General features: G+C 71.8%; 24 protein-coding genes. 10 read left to right on the forward strand and 14 right to left on the reverse strand.

Annotated features, from left to right (window positions below):
* The first annotated feature begins 2 nt into the window (after window positions 1-2).
* Entirely contained in the window at window positions 3-629 is a 627-nt protein-coding gene (locus ACIP8Z_RS36820; RefSeq protein WP_319321549.1) for a response regulator transcription factor, read from the forward strand.
* A gap of 105 nt (window positions 630-734) precedes the next feature.
* Here ACIP8Z_RS36820 and ACIP8Z_RS36825 read toward each other — a convergent pair whose 3' ends face one another.
* Window positions 735-1,061, reverse strand: coding sequence for a DUF5955 family protein (locus ACIP8Z_RS36825; protein WP_319321552.1), 327 nt, complete (start codon window positions 1,059-1,061; stop codon window positions 735-737).
* Window positions 1,062-1,259: 198 nt separating this feature from the next.
* Between ACIP8Z_RS36825 and ACIP8Z_RS36830 the strand changes: the two genes are divergently transcribed.
* The 3 genes from ACIP8Z_RS36830 (at window position 1,260) to ACIP8Z_RS36840 (ending at window position 5,127) form a co-directional block, all read left to right on the forward strand.
* Window positions 1,260-1,886: an NTP transferase domain-containing protein gene (locus tag ACIP8Z_RS36830; RefSeq protein ID WP_402091234.1), complete on the forward strand. Its 627-nt coding sequence runs from the start codon at window positions 1,260-1,262 to the stop codon at window positions 1,884-1,886.
* A 226-nt stretch (window positions 1,887-2,112) separates the two neighbouring features.
* A complete protein-coding gene (aceB, locus tag ACIP8Z_RS36835; RefSeq protein ID WP_402091237.1) occupies window positions 2,113-3,735 on the forward strand; it encodes a malate synthase A in 1,623 nt (540 codons plus the stop codon).
* Window positions 3,736-3,981: 246 nt separating this feature from the next.
* The gene (locus ACIP8Z_RS36840) at window positions 3,982-5,127 is read left to right on the forward strand and encodes a GDSL-type esterase/lipase family protein (RefSeq protein WP_402091239.1); all 1,146 of its coding nucleotides are present in this window, start codon (window positions 3,982-3,984) and stop codon (window positions 5,125-5,127) included.
* Window positions 5,128-5,195: 68 nt separating this feature from the next.
* Here ACIP8Z_RS36840 and ACIP8Z_RS36845 read toward each other — a convergent pair whose 3' ends face one another.
* Window positions 5,196-6,995 carry a hypothetical protein gene (locus tag ACIP8Z_RS36845; RefSeq protein ID WP_402091241.1) on the reverse strand — a complete coding sequence of 600 codons (1,800 nt, stop codon included), beginning with the start codon at window positions 6,993-6,995 and terminating at the stop codon, window positions 5,196-5,198.
* A gap of 170 nt (window positions 6,996-7,165) precedes the next feature.
* Entirely contained in the window at window positions 7,166-8,131 is a 966-nt protein-coding gene (locus ACIP8Z_RS36850) for a fibronectin type III domain-containing protein (protein ID WP_402091243.1), read from the reverse strand.
* Between the two features lie 131 nt (window positions 8,132-8,262).
* Here ACIP8Z_RS36850 and ACIP8Z_RS36855 point away from each other — a divergent pair, with 131 nt between their 5' ends.
* Window positions 8,263-8,856, forward strand: coding sequence for a hypothetical protein (locus tag ACIP8Z_RS36855; RefSeq protein ID WP_402091245.1), 594 nt, complete (start codon window positions 8,263-8,265; stop codon window positions 8,854-8,856).
* Between the two features lie 82 nt (window positions 8,857-8,938).
* On the opposite strand, the gene ACIP8Z_RS36860 is transcribed toward ACIP8Z_RS36855, so the two are convergent.
* The 9 genes from ACIP8Z_RS36860 to ACIP8Z_RS36900 form a co-directional block, all read right to left on the reverse strand.
* Window positions 8,939-9,619 (reverse strand): aspartate/glutamate racemase family protein, encoded by a 681-nt coding sequence (locus tag ACIP8Z_RS36860; RefSeq protein ID WP_402091247.1) that lies wholly within the window; start codon window positions 9,617-9,619, stop codon window positions 8,939-8,941.
* Between the two features lie 59 nt (window positions 9,620-9,678).
* Complete coding sequence (locus ACIP8Z_RS36865) at window positions 9,679-11,127, reverse strand: nucleobase:cation symporter-2 family protein (RefSeq protein ID WP_402091248.1); 1,449 nt, start codon at window positions 11,125-11,127, stop codon at window positions 9,679-9,681.
* Between the two features lie 304 nt (window positions 11,128-11,431).
* Window positions 11,432-12,820 carry an 8-oxoguanine deaminase gene (locus ACIP8Z_RS36870; RefSeq protein WP_402091250.1) on the reverse strand — a complete coding sequence of 463 codons (1,389 nt, stop codon included), beginning with the start codon at window positions 12,818-12,820 and terminating at the stop codon, window positions 11,432-11,434.
* 48 nt (window positions 12,821-12,868) lie between these two features.
* A complete protein-coding gene (locus ACIP8Z_RS36875; protein ID WP_402091253.1) occupies window positions 12,869-14,275 on the reverse strand; it encodes a nucleobase:cation symporter-2 family protein in 1,407 nt (468 codons plus the stop codon).
* A gap of 71 nt (window positions 14,276-14,346) precedes the next feature.
* Complete coding sequence (gene pucL, locus ACIP8Z_RS36880; protein WP_402091255.1) at window positions 14,347-15,270, reverse strand: factor-independent urate hydroxylase; 924 nt, start codon at window positions 15,268-15,270, stop codon at window positions 14,347-14,349.
* Between the two features lie 5 nt (window positions 15,271-15,275).
* Window positions 15,276-15,665, reverse strand: a complete 390-nt coding sequence (gene uraH / locus ACIP8Z_RS36885; protein WP_402091257.1) for a hydroxyisourate hydrolase — start codon at window positions 15,663-15,665, stop codon at window positions 15,276-15,278.
* Window positions 15,662-16,186, reverse strand: a complete 525-nt coding sequence (uraD, locus tag ACIP8Z_RS36890; protein ID WP_402091259.1) for a 2-oxo-4-hydroxy-4-carboxy-5-ureidoimidazoline decarboxylase — start codon at window positions 16,184-16,186, stop codon at window positions 15,662-15,664. Before uraD ends, uraH begins: the two co-directional genes overlap by 4 nt.
* 155 nt (window positions 16,187-16,341) lie before the next feature.
* The gene (locus tag ACIP8Z_RS36895; RefSeq protein WP_051820705.1) at window positions 16,342-16,680 is read right to left on the reverse strand and encodes a helix-turn-helix domain-containing protein; all 339 of its coding nucleotides are present in this window, start codon (window positions 16,678-16,680) and stop codon (window positions 16,342-16,344) included.
* Between the two features lie 44 nt (window positions 16,681-16,724).
* Window positions 16,725-16,976, reverse strand: coding sequence for a thiamine-binding protein (locus tag ACIP8Z_RS36900; protein ID WP_402091387.1), 252 nt, complete (start codon window positions 16,974-16,976; stop codon window positions 16,725-16,727).
* Between the two features lie 140 nt (window positions 16,977-17,116).
* On the opposite strand from ACIP8Z_RS36900, the gene ACIP8Z_RS36905 reads away from it, so the two are divergent.
* The 4 genes from ACIP8Z_RS36905 (at window position 17,117) to ACIP8Z_RS36920 (ending at window position 21,716) form a co-directional block, all read left to right on the forward strand.
* A complete protein-coding gene (locus tag ACIP8Z_RS36905) occupies window positions 17,117-17,950 on the forward strand; it encodes a TIM barrel protein (RefSeq protein ID WP_402091261.1) in 834 nt (277 codons plus the stop codon).
* Window positions 17,951-18,039: 89 nt separating this feature from the next.
* Window positions 18,040-18,930, forward strand: a complete 891-nt coding sequence (locus tag ACIP8Z_RS36910; RefSeq protein ID WP_402091263.1) for a 2-hydroxy-3-oxopropionate reductase — start codon at window positions 18,040-18,042, stop codon at window positions 18,928-18,930.
* Between the two features lie 188 nt (window positions 18,931-19,118).
* A complete protein-coding gene (locus tag ACIP8Z_RS36915) occupies window positions 19,119-20,576 on the forward strand; it encodes a catalase (RefSeq protein WP_402091265.1) in 1,458 nt (485 codons plus the stop codon).
* A 474-nt stretch (window positions 20,577-21,050) separates the two neighbouring features.
* The gene (locus ACIP8Z_RS36920; protein ID WP_402091267.1) at window positions 21,051-21,716 is read left to right on the forward strand and encodes an HNH endonuclease; all 666 of its coding nucleotides are present in this window, start codon (window positions 21,051-21,053) and stop codon (window positions 21,714-21,716) included.
* Here the strand turns inward: ACIP8Z_RS36920 and ACIP8Z_RS36925 are convergent.
* Window positions 21,652-22,878, reverse strand: a complete 1,227-nt coding sequence (locus ACIP8Z_RS36925) for an MFS transporter (protein WP_402091269.1) — start codon at window positions 22,876-22,878, stop codon at window positions 21,652-21,654. The genes ACIP8Z_RS36920 and ACIP8Z_RS36925 overlap by 65 nt on opposite strands.
* A 73-nt stretch (window positions 22,879-22,951) precedes the next feature.
* Between ACIP8Z_RS36925 and ACIP8Z_RS36930 the strand changes: the two genes are divergently transcribed.
* A complete protein-coding gene (locus ACIP8Z_RS36930) occupies window positions 22,952-24,001 on the forward strand; it encodes an ArsR family transcriptional regulator (RefSeq protein WP_402091271.1) in 1,050 nt (349 codons plus the stop codon).
* Here ACIP8Z_RS36930 and gcl read toward each other — a convergent pair.
* Window positions 23,991-25,769, reverse strand: a complete 1,779-nt coding sequence (gene gcl / locus ACIP8Z_RS36935) for a glyoxylate carboligase (RefSeq protein ID WP_402091389.1) — start codon at window positions 25,767-25,769, stop codon at window positions 23,991-23,993. The genes ACIP8Z_RS36930 and gcl overlap by 11 nt on opposite strands.
* Window positions 25,770-26,098 lie beyond the last annotated feature (329 nt).

A 26,098-nucleotide genomic window follows, 5' to 3' on the forward strand; every position in this document is an offset into this window, starting at 1 on the left:
GCATGACCATCCGTCTTCTGCTGGCCGACGACCACCCGGTCGTACGGGCGGGCCTGCGCGCGGTCCTGGACACGGAGCCGGACTTCGCCGTCGTCGCGGAGGCGGCGACCGCCGAGCGCGCGGTGGAGCTGGCCGCGGCCGGGGGTGTGGACGTGGTCCTGATGGACCTGCAGTTCGGCTCCGGGATGCACGGTTCGGAGGCGACGGCGGCGATCACGGCGGTGCCCGGGGGACCGAAGGTGCTGGTCCTGACGACGTACGACACGGACGCGGACATCCTGGCGGCGGTGGAGGCGGGCGCCTCCGGCTACCTCCTGAAGGACGCGCCGCCGGAGGAGCTGGCGGCGGCGGTCCGTACGGCGGCGGCCGGGCAGTCGGCGCTCGCACCGGCGGTGGCGCACCGGCTGATGGACCGGATGCGGACCCCGGCGGAGGCTCTGACCAAGCGCGAGCTGGAGGTGCTCCAGCTGGTGGGCGAGGGACTGTCGAACCAGCAGATCAGCAAGGTGCTGTTCCTGAGCCAGGCGACGGTGAAGTCCCATCTGGTGCATGTCTTCGCGAAGCTCGGCGTGGACTCGCGCACGGCGGCGGTGGCGACGGCGACGGCCCGCCGGCTGATCAGGCGCTAGCCCCGGGTCACCGCACGCCCGTCCCGCCACGGCTGCCCTCGGACTCCCGCCGCGCCGCAGCCGCCACCGTAGACCTGTCACGCCACGGCCGCCCCCGCGCACCCGTCAGTCGACCGGCCCCCGGGGGGTCGGCGGCCCGAAGAGTTCCACCGCACGCCGGACCCCGTCGAGCCCGTCCGCGAGCGCGCTGACGGAGCCGACCGATCCCGCGACGAGCAGCAGCGAGCGGCGCAGCCGCCGTACCTCGGGGGCGCCGCTCAGCGCCATCGCGTCGAGCGCGGCGAGTTCGTCCTCGGCGATGCCCCGGTCGGCGAACTCGACCCGGTGGGCGGCCAGTTCACGGCGGAGCCGGGACACGGCGGACCGCAGTTCGGACACTCTCGGGTCCACGCCCTCGCCGGTCACTCGCCTCTGCCCCACGCTTCGCAACATGGTTCTCCCCCTCGCACGACACTGTGCGCAGAACTCCATACTCCGAACACCCGGAGCAGCGCTCCGAGCCGACCCCGGGCGGTGGTCGGGCGCCGTGAGTCGCGGGTCAGTTAACTCCTTCGCCACCCCACCGCGCCACCCTTCGCCCGGGTAATTCAGGCGACCGTGTGATTCCGCCTGATGAGGTATGCAGTCCCCATGACAACAGCGCATGACCGAACGGATGTCCACACGCCACTCGTCGCCGGACTGCTGCTCGCCGCCGGGGGTGGGCGGCGGCTCGGCGGGCGGCCCAAGGCGCTGCTCACGCATCGGGGGCGACCCCTGGTCGAGCACGCCGTGGGGGTGCTGCGCGCGGCCGGGTGCGATGTGGTGCATGTGGTGCTGGGCGCGTCCGCCGAGGTGGTACGGGAGCGGGCGGAGCTCCCCGGGTGCGTGCTCGTGGACAACCCGGAGTGGGCCGAGGGGATGGGGTCCTCGCTGCGGGCGGGGCTCGACTCGCTGGCCGCCGATCCGCGCGGGGTGGACGCGGCGCTCGTCCTGCTGGTCGACCAGCCGGGGATCGGGGCGGAGGCGGCGGCCCGGGTCCGGGCGGCGTACGTCTCGCGGGAGTCGCTCGCGGCGGCCTCGTACGACGGGCAGCGGGGCCATCCGGTGCTGTTCGGCGCCGGGCACTGGTCGGGGATCGCCGAGCTCGCGGTGGGCGACCGGGGCGCGCGGGACTATCTGGCGGCTCACCGGGATGCGATCACCCCGGTGGACTGTTCGGATGTGGCCGAGCCCTATGACATCGACACCGAGGAGGATCTGGCGCACCTGGAGTGAAGGGCGTGGCACCCAGCGCCATGGTCTGTCGATCCGGAGAATCTCGACATCAACAAACCATTGAACTTCCACCATGAGGAAACTAGTATCCACTGTTCAGAAGCGCCTGTCGGTTCAGAAGGCGCTTGCGGCCGTATCTCGGCGCCTGCGGCACTGCGTGCCGTCCCGCGACGCCCGGCGGCCGTCTGGCACCGCCCGTGAAGTCCGCTGAAGGAAGTGACAGTTCATGTCCGCACCAGCGCCGTCCCCCCTGGCCGTCGTCGATGCCGAGCCCCTGCCGCGTCAGGAAGAGGTGCTCACCGAGGCCGCCCTGGCCTTCGTCGCCGAACTGCACCGGCGGTTCACCCCGCGCCGGGACGAGCTCCTCGCCCGCCGAGCGGAGCGTCGCGCCGAGATCGCCCGCACGTCCACCCTGGACTTCCTGCCGGAGACCGCCGCGATCCGCGCCGACGACTCCTGGAAGGTCGCGCCGGCCCCGGCGGCCCTGAACGACCGCCGAGTCGAGATCACCGGCCCGACCGACCGCAAGATGACGATCAACGCGCTCAACTCCGGCGCGAAGGTCTGGCTCGCCGACTTCGAGGACGCCTCCGCGCCGACCTGGGAGAACGTGGTCCTGGGCCAGCTCAACCTGATCGACGCGTACGCCCGGAAGATCGACTTCACGGACCCGCGCTCGGGCAAGTCGTACGCCCTCAAGCCGGCCGGCGAGCTGGCGACGGTCGTCATGCGGCCCCGCGGCTGGCACCTGGAGGAGCGTCACCTCACCTTCGACGGCCGCCCGGTCCCCGGCGCGCTCGTCGACTTCGGCCTGTACTTCTTCCACAACGCCCAGCGGCTGATCGACCTCGGCAAGGGCCCGTACTTCTACCTGCCGAAGACGGAGTCGCACCTGGAGGCCCGCCTCTGGAACGAGATCTTCGTCTTCGCCCAGGACTACGTCGGCATCCCGCAGGGCACCGTCCGCGCCACGGTCCTCATCGAGACCATCACGGCCGCGTACGAGATGGAGGAGATCCTCTACGAACTCCGCGACCACGCCGCCGGGTTGAACGCGGGCCGCTGGGACTACCTGTTCTCCATCGTCAAGAACTTCCGTGACGGCGGCGCCAAGTTCGTCCTTCCGGACCGCAACGCGGTCACGATGACGGCCCCGTTCATGCGCGCGTACACCGAGCTCCTCGTGCGCACCTGCCACAAGCGCGGCGCGCACGCGATCGGCGGCATGGCGGCGTTCATCCCGTCCCGCAAGGACGCCGACGTCAACAAGGTCGCGTTCGAGAAGGTCAAGGCCGACAAGGACCGCGAGGCCGGCGACGGCTTCGACGGCTCGTGGGTCGCCCACCCCGACCTGGTCCCGATCGCGATGGCTTCCTTCGACGCCGTCCTCGGCGAGAAGCCGAACCAGAAGGACCGCCTCCGCGAGGACGTCTCGGTCGCGGCCGGCGACCTGATCGCCATCGACTCGCTGGACGCCAAGCCGACGTACGCGGGCCTGGTCAGCGCCGTGCAGGTCGGCACCCGCTACATCGAGGCCTGGCTCCGCGGCCTCGGCGCCGTCGCCATCTTCAACCTGATGGAGGACGCGGCCACCGCCGAGATCTCGCGCTCGCAGATCTGGCAGTGGATCAACGCCGGGGTGGTCTTCGAGAACGGCGAGAAGGCCACTCCGGAGCTGGCCCGCAAGGTCGCCGCCGAGGAGCTGGCCGCGATCCGCGAGGAGATCGGCGAGGAGGCCTTCGCGGCCGGCAAGTGGCAGCAGGCGCACGATCTGCTCCTGCACGTCTCCCTCGACGCCGACTACGCCGACTTCCTGACCCTCCCCGCGTACGAGCAGCTGGTCGGCTGATCTCGGAGCAGTACGGCTGACCCGACGGCCCGCACAGCGGTCGGACAGCACCTGAGCAGGGCTTCGTCCCGGTGTCGCACAGCACCGGAGACGGGGCCCTGTTCCCGTTCCTGTGGGCCCACAGGGGACGTGACGGAACCGAGATATGCAGCTACCTAGCGGTAACAAGCCGGCGGGTGACAGATTCCGCCATGCCACCGGCCGGCGGCTGTCCCCCACGTCACTGCGTACCGCAGGAGCACAGCCATGCCTTCGTCCCCCCACCGTGCGCTGCGCGCACTCCTGGCACTGTGTACCGCCGCCGGGCTCGCCTCCGTCGCCACCCCCTCCGCCCACGCCTCCGCCGGCACCGGGCCCACCGCCGTCGTCACCATGGGCGACAGCTACATCTCCGGGGAGGCCGGCCGCTGGCAGGGCAACAGCCTCACCAACAGCGGCAGCCGCAACGGCACCGACCGGGCCTGGACGGGCAGCGGTTACGACCCGTCCCGGGTGTACGGCGCCACCGCGGGCGGCTGCCACCGCTCGGACACCGCCGAGGTGAAGAGCGCCGGCGCGCTCGCGAGCTCCCTGGTCAACCTCGCCTGCTCCGGGGCGACCACGAAGAACGTCATCCGCGCCTCGCGGGGCGGCCAGGCGTACAAGGGCGAGGCCCCGCAGGCCGACCAGCTGGCGGCCGTGGCCGCCTCGCACGACGTGAAGCTGATCGCCCTGTCCATCGGCGGCAACGACCTCGGCTTCGCCGACATCATCACCACGTGCGCGACCGACTACATCGTCTGGTACTCCTACTGCCACGACGACCAGCAGGCCGCGGTCGACGCGAGGATCGACGGGGTGATGGCGGACGTCGGCACGTCCGTCGACGAGATCCGGGCCGTCATGTCCGCCTCCGGATACGCCGCGTCGGACTACCGGATCGTCCTCCAGTCGTACCCCTCCCCCATCCCGCGCGCGGCCGACAACCGCTACGGCGAGAGCGGCTGGACGCGGACCAACACCGGTGGCTGCCCCTTCTGGAACGCCGACTCCGACTGGGCCCGCGACTCGCTCGTCCCCCAGCTCGCCAACCGCCTCAAGGGCGTCGCGGCGGCCAAGGGCGTGCAGTTCATGGACCTGCGGGACGCGCTCCAGGGGCGCGAGGTGTGCGCGAAGGCGAGCCGTCAGGTGACGTCCACGGCGCCGGCGTCGGGGACGACGAGCGAGTGGGCGCGCTGGATCGACAGCCAGAGCACCCAGGGGCTCGTCCAGGAGTCCATGCACCCCAACGCCTACGGCCAGCAGGCCCTCGGCCGCTGCCTGGCCCTGGTCCACGCCCGCCCGACGGGCAATCACAGCTGCCGGAACACGGCGGGGTCGGGACCGTCGGCGATGTACCTCACGGCGGGGTAGGGACGACGGCGCCACGCGCGAGCGGGCCGAGGAGGACGTCGACGCGAGGCAGAGCGGGCCGACGAGGACTACGGCGCCAGGCCGAGCGGGCCGAGGACCCGCTCGGCCTCGTGGCGGTCGGCCGCCCGCATCGCCCGGACCAGGGCGGCGGAACCACCCGGCCAGGCGGCGGCCGCCGTGTCGAAGGCGGCACGGCGGGACTCCAGGGGCCCCTTCTTGGCGGGCAGCGCGTCGAGCACGAACAGCGCCCGTGCCGAGATCCCCACCTGGATCAGGTCGGAGGGCTCTCCCCGCGCGCGGAGGGCCTGATGGGCGTACGCGCCGATCACCGGGTCGCGGAGGGCTCCGCGCAGGGCCTCGGGCGGGGCGGCGGCGGTGTCGAGGACGGCGAAGAGCCCACGGGTGGCGGCGGCGTCCGTGGTGCCGGCGTGGACGGTGCCGAGGGCGGCGAGCAGCCGGGACCAGGCGTCGGCGGTGTCCCCGCGCGCGTGGAGCCAGTCGGCGAGCACGCGCGAGGCCACGCAGGTGGGCCAGCCCACGGCGGCGGCCACCGCGTCGGAGGCCGGCCACGCCCTGGCCTCGGCGGCGTCGGGGGCGGCGATCCCGCGTACCCCGAGGAGATAGCGGATGACGCCGGCGCCGCGCGGGGTGAGTCCGAAGGCGTCGCCGGAGCGGAAGACCAGTCCGGTGGCGGCGAGTCGGTCGAGGACGGCGGCGAGGTCACGGGCGGGGCCGATGAGCCGGGCTCGGTCGGCCTCCGTCAGATCGGCCGTACCGAGGAGCCGTACGAGCTCGGGGACGGGCGGGACGACGTGCGGGGACTCGGTCTCCCCGTCCGGCACCGCCGCCGGTACGGGTACGGCCAGGTCCTCCACGGCCGGATCGACGGCCCAGTCCTCGTACTCGGCGGCCTTGCGGCTGACGGACTCGGCCGAGCAGCCGCGCCGGTAGACGACGTACAGCAGATGCGGGGCCTCGCCCCCGTAGGGCTCGAACTCCTCCTCGGACAGCTCCTCGACGGCGGTGATGAGGGCGTTGGCGTCGTCCTCGACCGGCCCCGCCTCGATCGCGGGTGGCGGGGGTACGGGGACGGCGATGTCGCCGTGGTGGTCGAGGTGCTCGTCCAGGAGGGCGTCGGCCAGGACGAGGTGGGGGAAGTCGTCGGGGCCGGGCGCGAAGCGCGCGTACGGCCCGGCGAGCTGCTCGGCGAGTCCGGCGGCCGTCCACCGGTCCTGGAGCGCGGCGGCCACCTGCCCGATGCCGGTCGCGACGGCGTGGTCGGTGAGCAGCGGCCCGGCGGCGGGCGGCGCCTCGGCGTCCCGTACGTACGCGCGTGTGAGGGCCTCGGCGAGCAGGACGTCGGCGAGGGCCGTACGCCCCATGAGGTCGGCCCGGTGCACCCCGTCGGGCAGCGGCGCCCCGTCGAGGGCGGCGAGCCTGCGCCGTACGTCCTCGGGGTCGGTGAGGTCGGCGCCGCAGGTGCGCAGGAGCGAGGCGTACCACCGGTGCCAGGTCAGGTTCCCCGGGTCGGTCATGGCCCGCTCGAAGTCACCGGCCGCCTCCCGTAGGGCCTCGGCGACCCGTTCGCCCCGGCCCCCGTCGAAGCGGGCCGCGAGCCGGCCGACCACGGCGGGATAGACGGCGAGCGCCCCGGGCGGCACGTACACGAAGGTCGGCAGGTCCTCGACGAGCAGCTGCCGTACGAGTCCGGGTGTCGGCTCGGGCACCCCCGACTCCCGGTCGGCCCCCCGGAGGGCGAGGAGACCCAGCACCGCCTCGGCGGCACGCACGAAAACGGGATCGCGGCGCTCGGGTGCTCCGTCGAGGAAGCTGTCGAGCCCGGTGTTGGTGAGAACGGTCTCGGCCACGCTTCCCAGGGTAGTTCGGCGGGGGACGAATCGGACGTACGACGCAGGGGGCGGGGGCGGGGAATCGCCGGCGTCGGGGGCGTCTCCGCAGGGCGCGGACGACCTGGGCCGTGTACGGGGGGTGGCAAGGGGGCGATTCCGGCCCGTCCGCGGGCCGTGCCGCGGCGCCGTCAGCGCACCACCACCGTCCGGGGTGCCGAGAGGTCGCCCCAGGTGCCGTCCGGGAGTTGGGCGCGGAGGGTGACGGTGTAGCGGGTGCCCGGGGGGTCCTGGACCGGGAAGGTGTAGGTGGCGCGGCCGGGGGGCGGGGCGGTGCCCCAGATGATGGTGGTGGCGAACCTGCCGTTGAGGTGGAGTTCGTGGTGGGTCACCGGGGCGCCCGTGTCCGGTGGGGTCCAGGTGACGGTGATCTCGCCCTTGGCCGCCGTCGCGGTGAGGCGGGTGGGGGCGGTGTTCGCGGGCGCGCCCGGGGACGGCGCCGTGGTGAGGTCGGCGGGGACGCTGTCCGGGGAGGAGTTCTCGGCGGCGTCGCGGGCGCGGACGGTGAACGCGTAGGCGGTGCCGGGGCGCAGGCCGGTGACGTGGGCGGTGGTGGCGGTGCCGGGCACGGTGTGGATGCGGGTGTCGGCCTGGTAGACGTCGTAGGCGGTGACCCGGGTGTCGTCCTTGGCCGCGGACCAGCGGAGGGTCACGGCGCGGCTGCCGTCGGGGGTCGCGCGGAGCGCGCCCGGCCTGGTGGGGGGCGTGCGGTCCTGGGCGGTGGCGCGGAGGGTGGTCGCGGTGACGGTGGCGCTCGGGGGCGAGACGTTGCCGGCGGCGTCCCGGGCCCGGACGGTGAAGCGGTGGAGGGTGGCGGGGGCGAGGCCGGCCACGTCGGTCATCAGGGTGGTGGCGGGGAGGTCCTTGATCTTGCGGCCCTCGCTGTAGACCGCGTATCCGGTGACGGCCCGGTCGTCGGTGGCCGCGCTCCACATCACGTGGACCGTGCCGGCGCTGCCCGCCGTCGCGGTGACGCCGGAGGGGACGGTGGGGGCGCGGGTGTCCTTGGCCTCGGGAACGGCGGTGCCGGAGCATCCGGTGAGGGTGAGCGTCAGCGCGAGGGTAGTCAACAGGCTTGCGGCGAGCGGGCGTTGCACGGGCCGGCCTCCGTCCGTCGGAAAGGTCCAGACCTATATCGCACAGTCGGGCCGGGCTCGACAAGGGGGCGTTGTCAGTGGCGTGCGCTTCACTGAGAACATCACTCTCCGTAGTCGAATCTGGGGGAATCATGACGGACCGTACGACCTATGTGAGCCACGCCGGTGTACGGCGGCGCGGCTGGACCGACACGATGGTGCGGGAGCTGCTCGGCACACCCGATGTGCAGGGCCGCGACCCGCGCCGCTGGTCCCCCGCACCCCTGCGGCTCTACCTCCTGGCGCGGGTCGAGACGGTGGAGCGGACACCCGAGTTCGCCGAGACGTCGGCGCTCCCACCGGCCCGCTCCTCGGCCGCCGCGGCCTACGCCGAGCGGCGCCGGGCCGCCGTCCTGGCCGCGATCCGCGCGGAACCGATCGAGGTCCCCCGGCTGCCCGGTCCGGAGCTGGAGCGGCGGGCGGTCCGGCACCGGCAGCTCCTGGGCGCGCGGAGTCCCGGGACACCACCGGGCGAAGCGGCTCCGGCCGGCGCGCTCGTACGGTGGCAGGTGAGCTACCTCCGGCACGCCCTCGCGCGGTACGAGGCACTGCTCGACGGCCTGTACGGGGAGACCGGGCGCGGCGAGGCCGAGCGGCTGCTGCGGCGACGGCTGTACGAGGCGATCGGCGCCGCGTATCCGGCGCTGGCGCGGGAGTGCCGCCGCAGGATCGCGGTGGAGGGGTGAGCGGGCGCGCGGCGAGCGGGGCGCGGCCGGGCGCCGCCACCGTCGTCGGGTGCGCCGGAGCGCGGGCGGGGCGCCGTTCGCTTCACCGGGGTCCGGGTGGGCCGCCCGTCGGCCGGCACCCCTGCAGCAGGCGCGCGAGCGCCCGGCACGCCGCCGGGATCGGGGCCACGATCCTGACCGCGCACCGGGTGCGGAGCTCCTCCGCCGCGTCGCCCAGCGGGCCGCCGCCGATGACCACGGCTCGTGCCCCGTCCCGTTCCACGCACGCGCGGACCGCGCGCTCCAGTTCGTCGAGAAGCAACTCCGGTTCGGTGGAAAGGCGTTCGGGGCCGCCGGCCGTCAGGCGAAGGCCCGTGTACCGGTCGGCGAGGCCGAGCGCCGTCACATGGGCCGCGATGGCCTCGGCCAGCAGCGGTGTCGTGGTGGCGACGCCGAAGGGGGTGCCGCCTGCGGCCGCTTCCCCGAGGGCCGCCTCGCCAAGGCCCACCACGGGCACGTCGGTGACCGCGCGCAGCTCCGCCGCGCCCGGGTCTCCGAAGGCGCCGACGAGGAGGGCCACGCAGTCGTCGGCGGCCGTGGCGCGGAGGCCCGCGGCGACGACCTCCGGGGCGGCGGCGTCCAGCGCGGCGGGGTCGGTGAGCATGCGCGGGCCCCGGGTCACCGTCACGCCGCGGACGGGGAAGGCGCCGCCCAGGGTGCGCCGGGCGAGGGCGGTCATCATCGCGGTCGTGGCGGCGGAGGTGTTGGGGTTGATCAGCACCACGGCCCCGGGCCCCGCGGCGTGCGCGGGGACCGGGGCGTGCGGTGGGGCAGCGGGCGGGTTCAGTGGACGTGCGCCGCCTTCGCCGTGTGGCTGCCGGAGATCTCCTCGCCGGGCTCCATCGGCGCGGTGACCTCGTCGTCGTCCCGGCCCCGGCCCAGGTGGTTGAAGACCACGTTGAGCAGGACAGCCGCGACGCAGCCGGTCGAGATGCCCGAGTCCAGGATGATCTTCGCCGTCTCCGGGAAGGCGTGGTAGAACTCCGGCGCGGTGATCGGGATGATGCCCACGGCCAGCGAGACGGCCACGATGAGGACGTTGTTGTCCTTCTCCAGGCCGGCCTTGACCAGGGTCTGGATGCCGCTGGCGGCGACCGAGCCGAAGAGGACGACGCCCGCGCCGCCGAGGACCGGCCGGGGGACGACCGAGATCAGTGAGGCGGCGACCGGCGAGAGGCCCATCAGGACCAGGAAGCCACCGCCGCAGGCGACGACGAAGCGGCTGCGGATCCGGGTCATGGCGACCAGGCCGATGTTCTGCGCGAAGGCGCTGCACATGAAGCCGTTGAAGAGCGGGCTGATCGCGGAGCCGAGGGTGTCGGCGCGCAGTCCGGCCGCGATGGTCTTCTCGTCGGCGGGCCGTTCGACGATCTCGCCGAGGGCCAGCATGTCGGCGGTCGACTCGGTCATCGACACCAGCATGACCACGCACATCGAGATGACCGCGGCGAGGGCGAACTGCGGGCCGCCGAAGTGGAACGGCGTCGGGAAGCCGACGATGTCCGCCTCGGTCACCGGGGAGAAGTCGGTGACGCCGAACGGTATGGCGATGACGGTGCCGATGACGAGGCCCAGGAGGACCGCGATCTGCTTGACGAAGCCACGGGTGAAACGGCGGAGCAGGAGGACGACGACGAGCGTGATGCCGGCGAGCGTGAGGAACGTGGTCGAACCGTAGTCCTCGGCCGCGGGGTTGGGCCCCTGGGCCCAGCCGAAGGCGACCGGGAGGAGGGAGACACCTATGAGGGTGATCACGGTGCCGGTGACGACCGGCGGGAAGAACCGCACGAGCCGGGAGAACCAGGGGGCGGCGAGGAAGCCGAGCAGGCCGGCGACGATGATCGCGCCGAAGATCACGGGGAGCGCGTCGGACTTGTCGTCGGTGGTGTCGACGATGGCGAGCATCGGCGCGACACCGGCGAAGGTGACGCCGTTGACGAAGGGGAGCCGGGCGCCGATCTTCCAGATCCCGAGCGTCTGGAGGAAGGTCGCGAGCCCCGCGGTGAAGAGGCTGGCGCCGGTCAGGAAGGTGAGTTCGGTCCCGGAGAGGCCGACGGCCGCTCCGACGATCAGGGGCGGGGCGACAACCCCCGCGTACATGGCGGCCACATGCTGGAGGCCGCTGGTGAGCATCTTCAGTGGGGGCAACGTCTCGTCGACCGGATGCGTCTCGCGGTCGTCGGGGGCGGAGCCTGCGTCTTGTGCATTGCGAACCTGGGGCTTGGCGGCCACGGCGGTTCCTCCGGTCGGTTACACGTCGGCGGTGACGCGGGGTTCAGGGAGGTGGTGCGATGCGGTGCGGGGTGCAGGAGGTGCGGCTCGTTGCGGGGTGGTGCGGGGGTGGTGCGGTGCGCGCGTGGAGAGTCCGCGACACGGGGACGGGTGCCCGGTGGGGGTGCGGGCGGGTGTCACCGTCCCGGGAGGTGCCGTACGTCTTCTGCGTACGGCACCTCCCGGTCGGGCTGCCGCGGACCCCGCTCGGGTCCGCGGCGACCGACCGAGGGCCGTCCCCCTCGGTCGGACTCCATGGGGAGGGTCAGCCCTGGGCCGCGATGCGGGCCAGGCGCTGGGCCTCCGCGCGCGCGTCGCGCGCGATGGTGTCCTCGTCGACGGTGAGCAGTCGGTTGTTCTCGACGATCTGCTTGCCGTTGACGAAGGAGGCCGTGACCGGGGCCGCCGCACCGAAGACGATGGCGGTGACCGGGTCGGCGATGGTGGAGTGGCCGAGGCCGTCGATCTTCCACAGGACGAAGTCGGCGAGCTTGCCGGCTTCCAGGGAGCCGATGTTGTCGGCGCGGCCGAGGACCTGGGCGCCGCCGTAGGTGCCGAGGCGCAGGGCCTGGCGGGCGTTGAGCGCGGCCTCGCGGTGGGCGCCGAGCCGGTTGATGAGGAGCGCGTTGCGCAGCTCGGTGTGGAGCTCACCGGACTCGTTGGAGGCGGTGCCGTCGACGCCGAGACCGACGGGTACGCCCGCCTTCAGCATGTCGGGGACGCGGGCGATGCCGGCGGCGAGACGCGCGTTGGACGAGGGGCAGTGCGCCACACCGGTCTTGGTGCGGGCGAAGGCCGCGATGTCGGAGTCGTTCATGTGGACGCAGTGCGCCATCCACACGTCCTCGCCGAGGAAGCCGGTGGACTCGAAGTAGTCCGTCGGGCCCATGCCGAACAGCTCGTGGCAGAACTTCTCCTCCTCCACGGTCTCCGAGCCGTGGGTGTGCATGCGCACACCGAGGCGGCGGCCGAGCGCGGCGCCCTCCCGGAGGAGTTCGGTGGAGATGGAGAAGGGCGAGCAGGGGGCGACGGCGACCTGGGTCATCGCGTCGAAGGAGGCGTCGTGGTACTTCTTCACCGTCTCCTCGGTCGCGGCGAGCGCGCCCTCGGTGGTCTCGACGGCGAAGTCCGGCGGCAGGCCGCCGTCCTTCTCGCTGCGGTCCATGGAACCGCGGGCGAGGGTGAAGCGGACGCCCATCTCGGAGGCGGCGCCGATGATGGCACCGGACAGGTCACCGGAGTTCACCGGGTACACGTAGTGGTGGTCCATGGCGGTCGTGACACCGCCGCGGGCCATCATGGCCAGCGAGCCCTGCGCCGCGGCGCGCACCATCTGCTCGTCGATCCGCGCCCAGGTCGGGTAGAGGGCGACGAGCCAGTCGAACAGGTTGTGGTCGGTCGCCAGGCCCCGGGTGATCCACTGGTAGAAGTGGTGGTGGGTGTTGACGAGACCGGGCGTCACGAGATGGCCGGTGGCGTCGATGCGCCGGACCACGTTCTCCAGGCCCTCGGGAGCCTTGCCGGCGCCGATGGACTCGATCTTGTTGTCCGCGACGACGAGGTGGCCGGAGGCGTACTCGGTGTCGTTCGCGTCGACGGTCGCGATCGCCGCGTTCTCGATGACGATGCGCTGGGCTGCCGAAGGTGCTGCCATGGCGGTGCTTCCTTCATTCCTCGGGGGTGGTGTGGGCACGGCAGGACCCTAGGAGGATTTGAGTGCCGGAGCCGTGTGGCGGCTCCGGGTGCCGAGATGGTGGAAGAACAGATTCAGCAGGACGGCGACGAGCGCGCCGGCGCTGATGCCGGAGCCGAGCACGGTCTGCGCCCAGGCGGGGAACTCGGCGTAGAAGGTGGGCGCGGCGAGCGGGATGATGCCCGCTCCCAGCGCGACGGCCACCAGGATGATGTTGGAGCTGTCGTCGAGTCCGGCTTCCGACAGGGTACGGATGCCGCTGACCGCGATCGAGCCGAAGAGGACGATGCCGGCGCCGCCGAGGACGGGCATCGGGACCATGGAGACGACCGCGCCGAGGACCGGGAAGGCGCCGAGGACGAGCAGGGCGCCGCCGGCGACGGCGACCACGTACCGGGAACGCACCCGGGTCAGCGAGACGACGCCGACGTTCTGGGCGAAGGCCGAGGTCGGGAAGCCGCCGAAGACGGGGCCGATCAGGGTGGCGATGCCGTCGGTGCGCAGGCCGCGGGTGATGGTCCGGCCGTCGCTGCGCCGTTCGCAGATCTCGCCGAGGGCGAGCATGCCGGCGCTGGACTCCGTCATCAGGACCAGCATCACGATGCACAGGGAGAGGATCGCGGCGGGCTGGAACTCGGGGGCGCCGAAGGCGAAGGGGGCGGGCAGGGCCGCGACGGGCGCCTCGCGCAGGGCGGTGAAGTCGGCCATCCCGAAGGGGATCGCGGCGAGGGTGCCGATGAAGAGGCCGAGCAGCAGGGCGACCTGCTTGACGAAGCCCTTGCCGAAGCGCTGGAAGAGCAGGATGACGACGAGGGTGAAGCAGGCGAGTGCCAGGTACCTCATGGCGCCGAAGTCGGCGGCGTTCCGGTCGCCGCCCTGCGCCCAGCCGACGGGCACGGGCATCAGGGTGACCCCGATGAGGGTGATGACGACGCCGGTGACGAGCGGCGGGAAGAAGCGCAGGAGCCTGCCGAAGAAGGGCCCGACGGCGAGGCAGAACACTCCGGCGACCATCACCGCACCGTAGATGGCGGGGAGTTGGTGACCGGGGGCGCTGGTCTCGGCGATGGCGAGCATCGGCGCGATGCCGGCGGAGGACGCGGCGTTGACGAACGGCAGCCGGTTGCCGGCGAGGCCGCGGACACCGAGCGTCTGCAGGATGGTGGCGCAGCCGGCGATGAGCAGGCTGGCGGCGATGAGCCGGGTCATTCCGGCGGCGTCCAGGCCGACCGCCTGGCCGATGATGAGCGGAGGGGTGACGACGCCGGCGTACATCGCGGCGATGTGCTGGAGTGCCGCGGGGACGAGCCGCGAGGCGGGGAGCTTTTCGTCCACCGGGTGGACCTGGTCGGTCGTGTCCGGCGGGGTGGAACACGGGCCTTCGGCGAGTGCCGGCCCCTTTGCTGGCTGTGCCATGAGAATCCCTCCGGTCCGGCGCGGCCCCCGCCCGACTGCGGGCGGGCGGGGGCCGGTCACGCGGACGCCGCTTAGAGGTTGGTCATGTCGACCGGGATCTGCGCCGTGGCTCCGTCGCGGAGGACGGTGGCCTCGATGAGGCCGTACATGCGGTCGGCGGCGTAGTAGACCTCGTTGTCGTTCTTGAGGCCGAAGGGCTCGAGGTCGACCAGGAAGTGGTGCTTGTTCGGGAGCGAGAAGCGGACTTCGTCGATCTCCGAGCGGTGGTTGATGATGCGCGTGGCCATCTGGTACAGCGTCTGCTGGAGGGAGTACGAGTACGTCTCCGAGAAGGCCTCGAGCATGTGCTTCTTGGTCTGCTCGTAGGACCGCTCCCAGTTGGGCATGCGCTGCTCGTCGTCGGTCCAGTTGAACCGCCAGCGGGCGGACACCTGCGTGGCCAGGATGCGGTCGTACGCCTCCTGGAGCGTCGTGTACTGGTCCTTGATGTAGCCCCAGAACTCCGAGTTGGTGGAGTTCATGACGACGAGGTCCTTGAGGCCGGAGATGACCTCCCAGGTGGCACCGTCGTAGGTGATCTGGGTGACGCGGGTCTCCTGGCCCTTGCGGGCGAAGGAGTGGTTGACCTCGTCGGCGCCGATGAACTTGGAGTTGGCCTCGGAGGACGCGATGCGCTCCCAGGCGTACTCCTCGATCCGGATGCGCGCCTTCTTGATCGGCTCCTGGCTCGTCACGAAGTGGCGGGCGAGGTGGATGCCGAACTGCTCGGCGGACTCGATGCCGTACTCCTTGGCGAACGCGAAGACGGTGTTCTTCGTCGTGTCGGTGGGGAGGCAGTGGGCGTTGGAGCCGGTGAGGTGGACGTCGTCGAGGTCGCCGGAGAGGGCGACGGAGACGTTCAGGTCCTTGATGTGGTGGGTGTCGCCGTCCCGCGTGATCTTGACGACGCGGTTCTCTGCTTTGCCGTACTGGTTCTGGCCGAGAATCGTGGGCATGTCTGCTAGCTCCCTCGGTATACGGAGTAGCCGAACGGGTTGAGCAGCAGCGGTACGTGATAGTGCTCGCCCGGCGTGACGGCGAACGTGATCGCCACCTCCGGGAAGAACGCACCGCTGTCCCTTACGCGGGGGGCGTCCTGCTGCGCCTCGGCTTGCTTCTTGGAGAAGTAGGTCTCGACCTCGAAGTCGAGACGTACGTGGGTGGTGCCCTCCGGCAGCGCCGGCAGGTCCTTGCAGCGCCCGTCCGCGTCGGTGGCGGAGCCGCCGAGCGCGACCCACTCCGCGTCGAGGCCGCTGCGGGCCGCGAGCGTGATGGCGACGCCCTCGGCGGGGCGGCCGATGCTGGTGTCCAGGATGTGCGTGGACACCGAGGCCGTGGTGTCGGTGCTCATGCGGAGCTCTCTTCCTCGGAGGTCTCTACGAGACGGGTCAGCCGGATGCGGTTGATCTTGCCCAGTTCGGTGCGGACGATCTCCCGCTCCTCCTCGGGCGAGTTGCCGATCCGCTGCCGGAGCGCGTCGCGCATCTGCTCGCCGGTCCGGCCGGTGGCGCAGATGAGGAAGACGTGTCCGAACGTGTCCTGGTAGGCCAGGTTGAGTTCGAGCATCTCGGCCTTGAGCTCCGCTGAGGCGCCGGCCATCCCGCTCTGTTCGCGGGAGGAGGTCGGGTCCCCGGCCTTCGGACGACCGATCGGCGGGTGCCCCGCCATCGCCTCGGCCAGGTCCTCGGCGGTCAGCGCGGCCATGGCGGCGTCGCTGGCGAGGAAGAGCGCTTCGGCGGTGGTGTACGGGCGCTGGGCGAGGATCTCGCTCCCCCACGCCGAACTGGAACACACCTCGTGGAGCGCGGCGAGGGCCTCGCTGTCCGCGGAGGTGTTGAACCGGGTGAGGCCCGGTGTCGTACCTGAAGTCACGGGAAGCCTCCGTGGCTGTTTTTCGCTGTGCGTCGGACGGGCTGCGGATAGCTAACGCCCTCCGCAACACAACGTCAACACTTTGTTGAAAACTCGGCCATACAAAAGCCGTCGTCCCGACATCCGGACGACGGCTGATGGCCACACATGATCAACTACTCGCCCTTGGCGGCCTTTTCCCTGCTCAGAGCGGTCTCCCTGTTCAGGTAGTTGTACACGGTGAAGCGGCTGACACCCAGTGCCCCCGCCACCGTCTCCACCCCATGGCGTACCGCGAAGGCCCCGCGCGCCTCCAGGAGGCGGACGGCCTCCTGCTTGGCCTTGCGGTCCAGTTCGGCCAGCGGCATTCCGTGCCGCCGCTCCATCGCGGCGAGGATGTGGTCGAGGGATTCGGACAGCTGCGGCAGCCGCACGGCGAGCACATCCTCGCCCTCCCAGGACAGGACGACGTCGTCGGCCTCCGCCTGCGCGGGGACGAGCAGCTCGGCGCCCATGGCGTCGACCAACGGCTTCACCGCGGTGACCAGAGGATGCTCGTTCACTTGTCGCCCTCCCCGATCACATTGACCTGGAGCGAGACGCGGGTGGCCCCGGCCGCGAGCGACTGGCGCAGCAGCGCGTCGACGGCGGTGAGCACCTCGTCGGCGCCGCCTTCCGCCGTGTTCCCGAAGGGGCCGACGTCGACCGCGTCCAGCTGAGCCGACTGGATGACCTCACGAGCCACGACCGCGTGCGCCGGCGCCTCGTCGAGGTCGAACGGCTCGGTCGTGAACTCCACTCTCAAACGCACCATGGCCCCACGCTACGGCCCCGATCCCGCCGACGGGAGCCCCGGACCTGCGGGGACCTCTTGACAAGTGTGGCAACCCCCTTGCAACATTCCGTCAGACAGAAACTTACTTCCGCGATACGGAAGGAGCGCCGCCCCTCATGGGATACACGGACCAGCGCTTCGATGTGAACCTGTCGATCCTCTTCACGGAACTCCCGCTCCTGGAGCGCCCCGCGGCCGCCGCCGCGGCGGGCTTCACCGCGGTCGAGCTGTGGTGGCCCTGGATCGACACCGCCACCCCCGAGCAGAGCGAGCTCGACGCCCTCAAGAAGGCCCTTGAGGACGCCGGCACCCAGCTGGTGGGCCTGAACTTCTACGCCGGACAGCTCCCCGGCCCCGACCGCGGAGCCCTCTCCGTGCCCGGGGACGAGTCGGACCGCTTCCGCGCCAACATCGAGGTGGCCGCCGACTTCGCCGCCTCGGTGGGCTGCAAGGCGCTCAACGCGCTCTACGGCAACCGCGTCGAGGGCGTCGACCCGCAGATCCAGGACACCCTCGCCCTGGAGAACCTGGTCCTGGCGGCCCGCGCGGCCGACCGGATCGGCGCGATCCTCCTCGTCGAGACCCTCAACAAGCCGGAGTCGCCGCTCTACCCGCTGGTGAGCGCCCCCTCCGCGATCGAGGTGATCGACAAGGTCAACGCGGCGACCGGGCTCGGCAACGCCAAGTTCCTCCTCGACATCTACCACCTGTCGATGAACGGCGAGGACGTCAGCCAGGTCATCGCGGAGTACGCGGCCAAGACCGGCCACGTCCAGATCGCGGACAACCCGGGCCGCGGCGCGCCGGGCACCGGCGACCTGCCGCTCGAGCAGCTGCTCGACGAGCTGAAGAAGGCCGGCTACGACGGCTGGGTCGGCCTGGAGTACAAGGCCGCCGACGCCGCCGCGTCCTTCGAGTGGCTCCCGGCCGAGGCCCGCCCCGCCCGCTGATCCACCGGCCGGCCGCGCTGACGACCCTCAGGTCCGCGGGCCCGCGCCCCCTCCCCCGTACCACCTTGTTTTCGAGAGGCACCCTCACCATGAGCACTCTTCCCAAGATCGCTTGGATCGGCCTCGGCATCATGGGTTCGCCCATGTCCGAGAACCTGATCAAGGCCGGCTACTCGGTCACCGGCTTCACCCTCGAGCAGGACAAGCTGGACCGGCTCGCCAAGGCCGGCGGCACGTCCGCCTCCTCGATCGCCGACGCCGTCAGGGACGCCGACGTCATCATCACGATGGTGCCCGCGTCCCCGCAGGTCGAGGCCATCGCCTACGGCCCGGCCGGCATCCTGGAGAACGCCAAGCAGGGCGCGCTGATCATCGACATGTCGTCGATCACCCCGCAGACCTCGGTGGACCTGGCATCGAGCGCCAAGGAGAAGGGCATCCGCGTCATCGACGCCCCCGTCTCCGGCGGCGAGGCCGGCGCCATCGAGGCGGTGCTCTCGATCATGGTCGGTGGCGAGAAGGCCGACTTCGACGAGGCCCTCCCGATCCTGGAGGCCCTCGGCAAGACCATCGTCCTCTGCGGCCCGCACGGCTCCGGCCAGACGGTGAAGGCCGCCAACCAGCTGATCGTCGCGGTCAACATCCAGGCCTGCGCCGAGGCCGTGGTCTTCCTGGAGAAGTCCGGTGTGGACCTCCAGGCCGCCCTCGACGTCCTCAACGGCGGTCTGGCCGGCTCGACCGTGCTGACCCGCAAGAAGGACAACTTCCTGAACCGGGACTTCAAGCCCGGCTTCCGGATCGACCTGCACCACAAGGACATGGGCATCGTCACCGACGCAGCCCGCAACGTCGGTGCGGCCCTCCCGGTCGGCGCGGTCGTCGCCCAGCTCGTGGCCTCGCTGCGCGCCCAGGGTGACGGCGGCCTGGACCACTCGGCCCTGCTGCGCGCCGTCGAGCGCCTCTCCGGCCAGCAGGTCTGATCCAGCGCCCCCATGTGCGGGGGCCCCAGATTTCCGGTCGGTGGCGGCGCTGACAACTGTCCTGTCGCGCCCAGGCGCCGCCGCCGACCGGAACACCACACTTCCTTTTCAACAAACTGTTGACGTCACGTTCGAGCCGAATTTACGCTCCTCGCACCGTCACCAGAGCTCCCGTACGGAAGGTCACGATGTCGAAGCGCGTGCTTACGACCGAGTCCGGCGCCCCCGTCGCCGACAACCAGAACTCCGCCACCGCCGGCGTCGGTGGCCCTCTCCTCCTCCAGGACCAGCACCTGCTGGAGAAGCTCGCGCGCTTCAACCGTGAGCGGATCCCGGAGCGTGTGGTGCACGCCCGCGGCTCCGGCGCGTACGGCTACTTCGAGGTGACCGACGACGTCACCGCGTACACCAGGGCGAACTTCCTCGGTGAGGTCGGCAAGAAGACCGAGACCTTCATCCGCTTCTCCACCGTGGCCGACTCGCTCGGTGGCGCGGACGCCGTCCGCGACCCGCGCGGCTTCGCGCTGAAGTTCTACACCGAAGAGGGCAACTACGACCTCGTCGGCAACAACACCCCGGTGTTCTTCATCAAGGACCCGATCAAGTTCCCCGACTTCATCCACTCCCAGAAGCGCGACCCGTTCACGGGCAAGCAGGAGCCGGACAACGTCTGGGACTTCTGGGCCCACTCCCCCGAGGCCACCCACCAGATCACCTGGCTCATGGGCGACCGCGGCATCCCGGCCTCGTACCGTCACATGAACGGCTACGGCTCGCACACCTACCAGTGGACCAACGAGGCGGGCGAGGCCTTCTTCGTCAAGTACCACTTCAAGACGAACCAGGGCATCCGCAGCCTCTCCGCCGACCAGGCCGCCGAGCTCGTCGGCAAGGACGCGAACTCGCACCAGACCGACCTGCTGCAGGCCATCGAGCGCGGTGTGAACCCCTCGTGGACCCTGTACGTCCAGGTGATGCCGGCCGCCGAGGCCGCGGACTACCGCTTCAACCCCTTCGACCTCACCAAGGTGTGGCCGCACAGCGACTACCCGCTGCAGCGCGTGGGCCGTCTGGTCCTCGACCGCAACCCGGACAACGTCTTCGCCGAGGTCGAGCAGGCCGCGTTCTCCCCGAACAACTTCGTCCCGGGCATCGGCCCCTCGCCGGACAAGATGCTCCAGGGCCGCCTCTTCGCCTACGCCGACGCCCACCGCTACCGCCTCGGTGTGAACCACACGCAGCTCGCGGTGAACGCCCCCAAGGCGACCGTGGCCGAGAACTACGGCCGCGACGGCGCCATGGCCACCCGCCAGGGCTCGCGCCACGACAAGAACTACGAGCCCAACTCGTACCAGGGCCCGGCCCAGACCGACGCGGCGCTCTCCGCCCCGCTCGCGATCCACGGCTGGACCGGCACCCACGAGGCGCCGCAGCACACCAAGGACGACGACTTCTTCCAGGCCGGTGAGCTCTACCGCCTGATGTCCGAGGACGAGAAGAAGCGCCTGGTCGCCAACATCGCCGGCGGTCTGTCCCAGGTGTCCCGCGAGGACGTCATCGAGAAGAACCTCGCGCACTTCGCCGCCGCCGACGCGGACTACGGCAAGCGCGTGGCCGAGGCCGTCAACGCCCTGCGCGAGGACTGACCGACCGGCACCACCCAGACTGCGTACGGCACCTGACGGGAGGTCAGCGCCGTACGTGGTCCGGATCGCCGACCCGGATGAGGGGTGGCCGGCGATCCGGACAAGCGTGAGGACCGCGGCGGCGTCGAGCCAGTGCGGTGGTAAGGGCGCCGATCCCCCTTCTTGACCTGAAAGAAGGGGAGCACCGGTCGCCCGTCGGCACCGCCGCGGTCCCAACGCCCTCTCCCTGAGAGGCACGGCACAACCCAAGACTCCGCCCGGCGGCGCGAACGTCCTGTCGCGCCAGCCTCGTGCCGTCGGGCGGTCACAAGCCGGAGAGCGCGGAACCAGGTTTACGGTCCCTGGTTCCGCGCTCTTCTTGTATGTGGACGCCCGTCAACGCATCGTTTCCGCGGTGAAGATCCGCACCCGCTCGGAGGAGCGCGCCGCGGTTCGGGTCCCCCGCACCCGGGCGGCGGCGCTATCCACTCGTACATGATCAAGAACCTGTTGCGCGGGCTCGCCCCGCTCGCCCTCGTCCTGTCCCCGCTCGCCGTCACCTCCCCCGCCCTCTCCGCGAACGTCGTGATGCTGCCCGACGCGCTCGCCGAGCTCACCGAGGCGGCCGAGGACCCGGGCGGCTACCGGGCGAGCGCGTTCCCCCACTGGAACGCCGGCCTCGACGCGACGGACGGCTGCGACACCCGCTCCGAGGTCCTGCTCGCCGAGGCCGTCGAGGCGCCCACCACCGGTGCCGGCTGCACGCTGGCCGGGGGCCGCTGGACCTCCTCCTACGACGGTCAGAGCGTCTCCGCCCCGGCCGCGCTCCGCGTCGACCACCTCGTCCCGCTCAGCGAGGCCTGGGAGTCGGGGGCCTCCGGCTGGACCGCCTCGCGGCGCGAGCGGTTCGCGAACGACCAGGGCGCCACCGCGACGCTCGTCGCCGTCACCGCCCGCAGCCTGCAGGACAAGGCGGGACGGGACCCGGCCGGCTGGGTGCCCTCGGACGCCGCCCAGTACTGCCGTTACGTCGGCGAGTGGGTGTCCACCAAGCTGCGCTGGGGCCTGTCCGCCGACAAGGACGAGGTCGAGGCGCTCAAGCTGTTCGCCGACGGTCCGTGCGAGGAGACGGTCGTGATCCGCTCGGCGACACCGGAGTAGGCCCCTGCGCCCTCCCCTCGGCCCGTGCCAGCGCATACGTCACGGCGAGCGAGGCGAGGGCGAGGAGCACCATCCCCGTGCGCGGTGACGTGTACTGGGCGAGGGTGCCGGCGAGCGCCGCGCTCACCCCCTGGAGCGCGAGCATCCCCGCGCTGTGCAGGCCGAGGGCGTGACCGCTCAGCTCCTCCGGCACCAGGGCCATCAGCCGCTCCTGGTGCAGGAGGCTCGCCGCGTAGCCGCTCGCCGAGACCGTCACCACGAGGAGCACGAGCGGTAGGGCCGGGTCCAGGGCGAACACCAGGAACGGGGCCGCGAGCAGTGCCTGGAGCGGGAACCGGGTCCGCCCGCGCAGCCGGGGCGGCAGGAAACGGCCGACGGCGGTGTCCCCGGCCAGCATCCCGAGCGCCGCGCAGGCGAAGAGGAGCCCGGCGCGCTCGGGGTCGTACGGCACGAAGAGCGACTCGCAGCCCACGATCAGCCCGTTGGGGATCCAGAGGGCCAGATAGGCGCGGCGGCGCGCGGGCGAGGACAACAGCCGCCGGTTGGTGCGCCAGGTCTCGCCGACCGAGGCCCGGCCGGCGGCGCGCGGCGGGCGGGCCCCGAGGCCGAGGCGGGCGAGGAGCGCGGCGGTGAGGTAGAGGCCGGCGCCCACGAGGACCGTGCCCCGCGGCGAGAACAGGGCGATCAGGAGGCCACCGGTCGCGAAGCCGCCGATCTGGCAGACGCCGACGGCCATGTTCGTCACCGAGCGGCCGAGGAGGTAGTCCTCGCGGGCGAGGATCTCGTTGAGGAGGCCGTGGCGCACGCCGCCGCCGAGCGAGGCGGCGAGCCCCTCGGCGAGCAGGACGGCGAAGACCGCCCAGGCCGGCAGCCCGGGAACCGCCAGGACGGCGGTGCCCAGGGCGAAGAAGAGCGCGATCCCGGAGATCGCGGCCCGCGGCGGCAGCCGGTCGGCGGCCGAGAGCAGGGTGGTCGCGCCGATCAGCTGGGCGAGCGAGGGCCCGAAGAGGGCGAGCGCGGAGAGGAGCGGGGAACCGGTCGCGCGGAACACGAGCGTGGCGAGCCCGAGCCCGACGACCGTCTGCGCGGCGGTGTGGACGGCTCCGGTGAGGAAGAGCGGGGTGAACTCGGGGGTGCGGAAGAGGTCGCGGTAGCGGGGCATGCGGGGAGTCTCGGGCGCGGGCCGCGGCCTCGATAGTGTTTCGCGGAGCGGCGAAACGACGGGGGCGGGCGGCATGGGCTGGTGGCAGATCGGTACGGACTCCCTCGCCGGGAGCAGGTTCGTCGTCTCCCCGCTCGCCGAGACGATCGCGGCCCTCAAGACCCTGCACTCGGCTGCCCGCGGCCACGGGTCCGGCGCCCACCCGGGCGAGCGCGCCTGGCTGGCCGCCCATCTGCCCGCGTACCGGGCGCGGCTCGCCGCCGAGCCGCTCGACGCGCTGCTCGTACGGGCGGCCATCGGCCCCACCTGGAACGCCGACTTCCTGACGCCCACGCCGACGGGCGACCGCGAGCGGTCCTTCGAGGAGGAGGTCACGGCGGTCCGCGAGGCAGAACCCGCCGACGCGGTACCGCAGTTGGAGGTCGCGGTCGGCGGCCCCGTACCGGAGCCGCTACGGTCGGAGACGGACCTGCCGCGGCGGATGGCGGCGGTCCTGGAGTGGGTGTGGCGGGAGACGGTGCTGCCCGACTGGCCGCGCCGCCGCCGGATCCTGGAGGCCGATGTGGTGGCGCGGACGGCCCGGCTGGCCCGGGACGGCTGGGCGGCGGCGCTCGACGAGCTGTGCCCGGGAAAGATGCGCTGGCTGGGCGACGGACGGCTCCAGGTCAACCCCCGCGCGTACCCGCCGCGTTCGGTCGACGGCGGTCGACTGCTGTTCGTCCCGGTGACCCCGGACACGGGCTGGGTCTCCTGGGAGGGCACGGAACGGTTCGCGGTGGTCTACCCGTGCGCGGGCGTCCTGGCGGACCGCGTGGGCCCCGTCGCACCCCAGGCACTCGGGGCCCTGCTCGGCACGGCCCGCGCCGGGGTCCTCGTACGGCTCGAATCCCCCGCTTCCACCAGCCAGTTGGTGGCGCTCACCGGGCAGGGACTCGGCTCGGTGGGGCGGCATCTGAAGGTGCTGCTCGACGCCGGACTCGTACGGCGGGGACGAGCGGGCCGGTCGGTGCTGTACGAGTGGACGGAGGCGGGCGCGGTGCTGGTGGCGGCACAGGGAGACCCCCGCCCCGGTGCTCCTCGGGGCGGGGGTCTCCCTCTGACGAGGGGGACGATCAGACCTTGAGGGCCTTGATCGCGGTCGGCGCGTGGCCGGGCTCGGTGGCCAGCTCCTCGAACTCGGTGACATCGCTCATGTCGACCGTCTTGCTCATCGCGATGTTGGTGATGCGCTCCAGGATGGCCTCGACGACGACGGGGACCTGGTGCTCGACGGCCAGCTTCTTGGCCTCCTCGAACGCCTCGCCCAGCTTGTCGGGGTCGGTGACGCGGATCGCCTTGACGCCCAGGCCCTCGGCGACCTTGACGTGGTCGACGCCGTAGACGCCGATCTCCGGGGTGTTGATGTTCTCGAACTCGAGGTTGACCTCGAAGTTGATGCCCAGGTTGCCCTGCGCCTGGCGGATCAGGCCCAGGTAGGCGTTGTTCACCAGGACATGGACGTAGGGGACCTTGTGCTGGGCGGCGACCGCCAGCTCCTCGATCATGAACTGGAAGTCGTAGTCGCCGGAGAGCGCGACGATCGGGGTCTCAGGGTCCGCGGTGGCGGCACCGATGGCGGCCGGGATGGTCCAGCCGAGCGGGCCGGCCTGGCCGCAGTTGATCCAGTTGCGCGGCTTGTAGACGTGCAGGAACTGGGCCGCGGCGATCTGGGAGAGACCGATGGTGGTGACGTAGCGGGTCTCCGGGCCGAAGGCCTTGTTCATCTCCTCGTAGACGCGCTGCGGCTTCAGGGGGATGTTGTCGAAGTGCGTACGGCGCTGGAGGGTCGCCTTGCGCTCCTGCGCCGAGGCGGCCCAGGCGGAGAAGTCCGGCAGCTTGCCCGCGGCCTTGAGCTCCTTGGCGATCTCGACGAAGAGCTCCAGCGCGGCCTTGGCGTCGGAGGCGATGCCGAAGTCCGGGGCGAAGATCTTGCCGATCTGGGTGGGCTCGATGTCGACGTGGACGAACTTCCGGCCCTTGGTGTAGGCGTCCATGTTGTAGCCGGTGTGGCGGTTGGCCCAGCGGTTGCCGATGCCGAGGACGAAGTCCGACTCCAGGAAGGTCGCGTTGCCGTAGCGGTGCGCGGTCTGGACGCCGACCATGCCGGCGGCCAGCTCGTGGTCGTCCGGGATGGTGCCCCAGCCCATCAGGGTGGAGATGACCGGGATGTTGGTCAGCTCGGCGAACTCGACGAGCAGGTCGGAGGCGTCGGCGTTGATGATGCCGCCGCCGGCGACGATCAGCGGGCGCTCGGACTCCAGGAGGAGGTTCAGCGCCTTCTCGGCCTGGGCGCGGGTCGCGGCCGGCTTGTAGACCGGCAGCGGCTCGTACGTCTCCGGGTCGAACTCGATCTCGGTCAGCTGGACGTCGATCGGCAGGTCGATGAGGACCGGGCCGGGACGGCCGGAGCGCATCAGGTGGAAGGCCTGCTGGAAGACGCCGGGGACCTGCGCGGCCTCCAGGACGGTCGTCGCGGCCTTGGTCACCGGCTTGGCGATGGCGGCGATGTCGACGGCCTGGAAGTCCTCCTTGTGGAGCTTCGAGACCGGGGCCTGGCCGGTGATGCACAGGATCGGGATCGAGTCGGCGATCGCCGAGTACAGGCCGGTGATCATGTCGGTGCCGGCCGGGCCGGAGGTACCGATGCAGACACCGATGTTGCCGGCCTTGGCACGGGTGTAGCCCTCGGCCATGTGGGACGCGCCCTCGACGTGGCGGGCCAGCGTGTGGCCGATGCCGCCGACGTTCTTGAGCTCGCGGTAGAAGGGGTTGATCGCCGCGCCGGGCACGCCGAACGCGGTGGTGACGCCTTCGCGCTTGAGGATCTCAACGGCCGCTGCGGCGGCGGTCATACGAGGCATGGGAGTGCTCCTGCTTCGGCCGGGCGGATCCAAGCCCACCGGTCGGCTCGGGAGCCCGGAGCGGCTTGTTTCCGTAATGCGGAAATACTGTTCTGCTATACGGAAGCAATGTAGGTCGGGCTCCGGAGAGCCGTCAAGAGAAGTCCGACCGGCGGGATCACGGAAGTGGCCGAACACCTCCCCCCGAGGCGTCCGATGGGTGGACGATGGGGCGGAACGACAGGGGGTTGGTTGTGGGTGAGTCGGTACCGGTGCGCTGCCCGGAATGCCTGCGCACGCAGGCGTACGCGGCACCCGTCTTCCCCTGCGCGTGCGGAAGC

Origin of the sequence: Streptomyces sp. NPDC088553, assembly GCF_044752965.1 — a bacterium.
Taxonomy (GTDB): domain Bacteria; phylum Actinomycetota; class Actinomycetes; order Streptomycetales; family Streptomycetaceae; genus Streptomyces.

What these genes read in the sequence shown, in the direction of transcription:
- aceB (WP_402091237.1), top strand. Translation starts at nt 2,113, where the DNA reads ATGTCCGCACCAGCGCCGTCCCCCCTGGCCGTCGTCGATGCCGAGCCC.
- ACIP8Z_RS36825 (WP_319321552.1), bottom strand. Translation starts at nt 1,061, where the DNA reads ATGTTGCGAAGCGTGGGGCAGAGGCGAGTGACCGGCGAGGGCGTGGAC.
- ACIP8Z_RS36925 (WP_402091269.1), bottom strand. Translation starts at nt 22,878, where the DNA reads ATGCCCCGCTACCGCGACCTCTTCCGCACCCCCGAGTTCACCCCGCTC.
- pucL (WP_402091255.1), bottom strand. Translation starts at nt 15,270, where the DNA reads ATGCCCACGATTCTCGGCCAGAACCAGTACGGCAAAGCAGAGAACCGC.
- uraH (WP_402091257.1), bottom strand. Translation starts at nt 15,665, where the DNA reads ATGAGCACCGACACCACGGCCTCGGTGTCCACGCACATCCTGGACACC.
- ACIP8Z_RS36905 (WP_402091261.1), top strand. Translation starts at nt 17,117, where the DNA reads ATGGGATACACGGACCAGCGCTTCGATGTGAACCTGTCGATCCTCTTC.
- ACIP8Z_RS36840 (WP_402091239.1), top strand. Translation starts at nt 3,982, where the DNA reads ATGCCTTCGTCCCCCCACCGTGCGCTGCGCGCACTCCTGGCACTGTGT.
- ACIP8Z_RS36870 (WP_402091250.1), bottom strand. Translation starts at nt 12,820, where the DNA reads ATGGCAGCACCTTCGGCAGCCCAGCGCATCGTCATCGAGAACGCGGCG.
- ACIP8Z_RS36895 (WP_051820705.1), bottom strand. Translation starts at nt 16,680, where the DNA reads ATGGGCGCCGAGCTGCTCGTCCCCGCGCAGGCGGAGGCCGACGACGTC.
- ACIP8Z_RS36920 (WP_402091267.1), top strand. Translation starts at nt 21,051, where the DNA reads ATGATCAAGAACCTGTTGCGCGGGCTCGCCCCGCTCGCCCTCGTCCTG.
- ACIP8Z_RS36875 (WP_402091253.1), bottom strand. Translation starts at nt 14,275, where the DNA reads ATGGCACAGCCAGCAAAGGGGCCGGCACTCGCCGAAGGCCCGTGTTCC.
- ACIP8Z_RS36930 (WP_402091271.1), top strand. Translation starts at nt 22,952, where the DNA reads ATGGGCTGGTGGCAGATCGGTACGGACTCCCTCGCCGGGAGCAGGTTC.
- ACIP8Z_RS36855 (WP_402091245.1), top strand. Translation starts at nt 8,263, where the DNA reads ATGACGGACCGTACGACCTATGTGAGCCACGCCGGTGTACGGCGGCGC.
- ACIP8Z_RS36820 (WP_319321549.1), top strand. Translation starts at nt 3, where the DNA reads ATGACCATCCGTCTTCTGCTGGCCGACGACCACCCGGTCGTACGGGCG.
- gcl (WP_402091389.1), bottom strand. Translation starts at nt 25,769, where the DNA reads ATGACCGCCGCCGCAGCGGCCGTTGAGATCCTCAAGCGCGAAGGCGTC.
- ACIP8Z_RS36830 (WP_402091234.1), top strand. Translation starts at nt 1,260, where the DNA reads ATGACAACAGCGCATGACCGAACGGATGTCCACACGCCACTCGTCGCC.
- ACIP8Z_RS36915 (WP_402091265.1), top strand. Translation starts at nt 19,119, where the DNA reads ATGTCGAAGCGCGTGCTTACGACCGAGTCCGGCGCCCCCGTCGCCGAC.
- ACIP8Z_RS36910 (WP_402091263.1), top strand. Translation starts at nt 18,040, where the DNA reads ATGAGCACTCTTCCCAAGATCGCTTGGATCGGCCTCGGCATCATGGGT.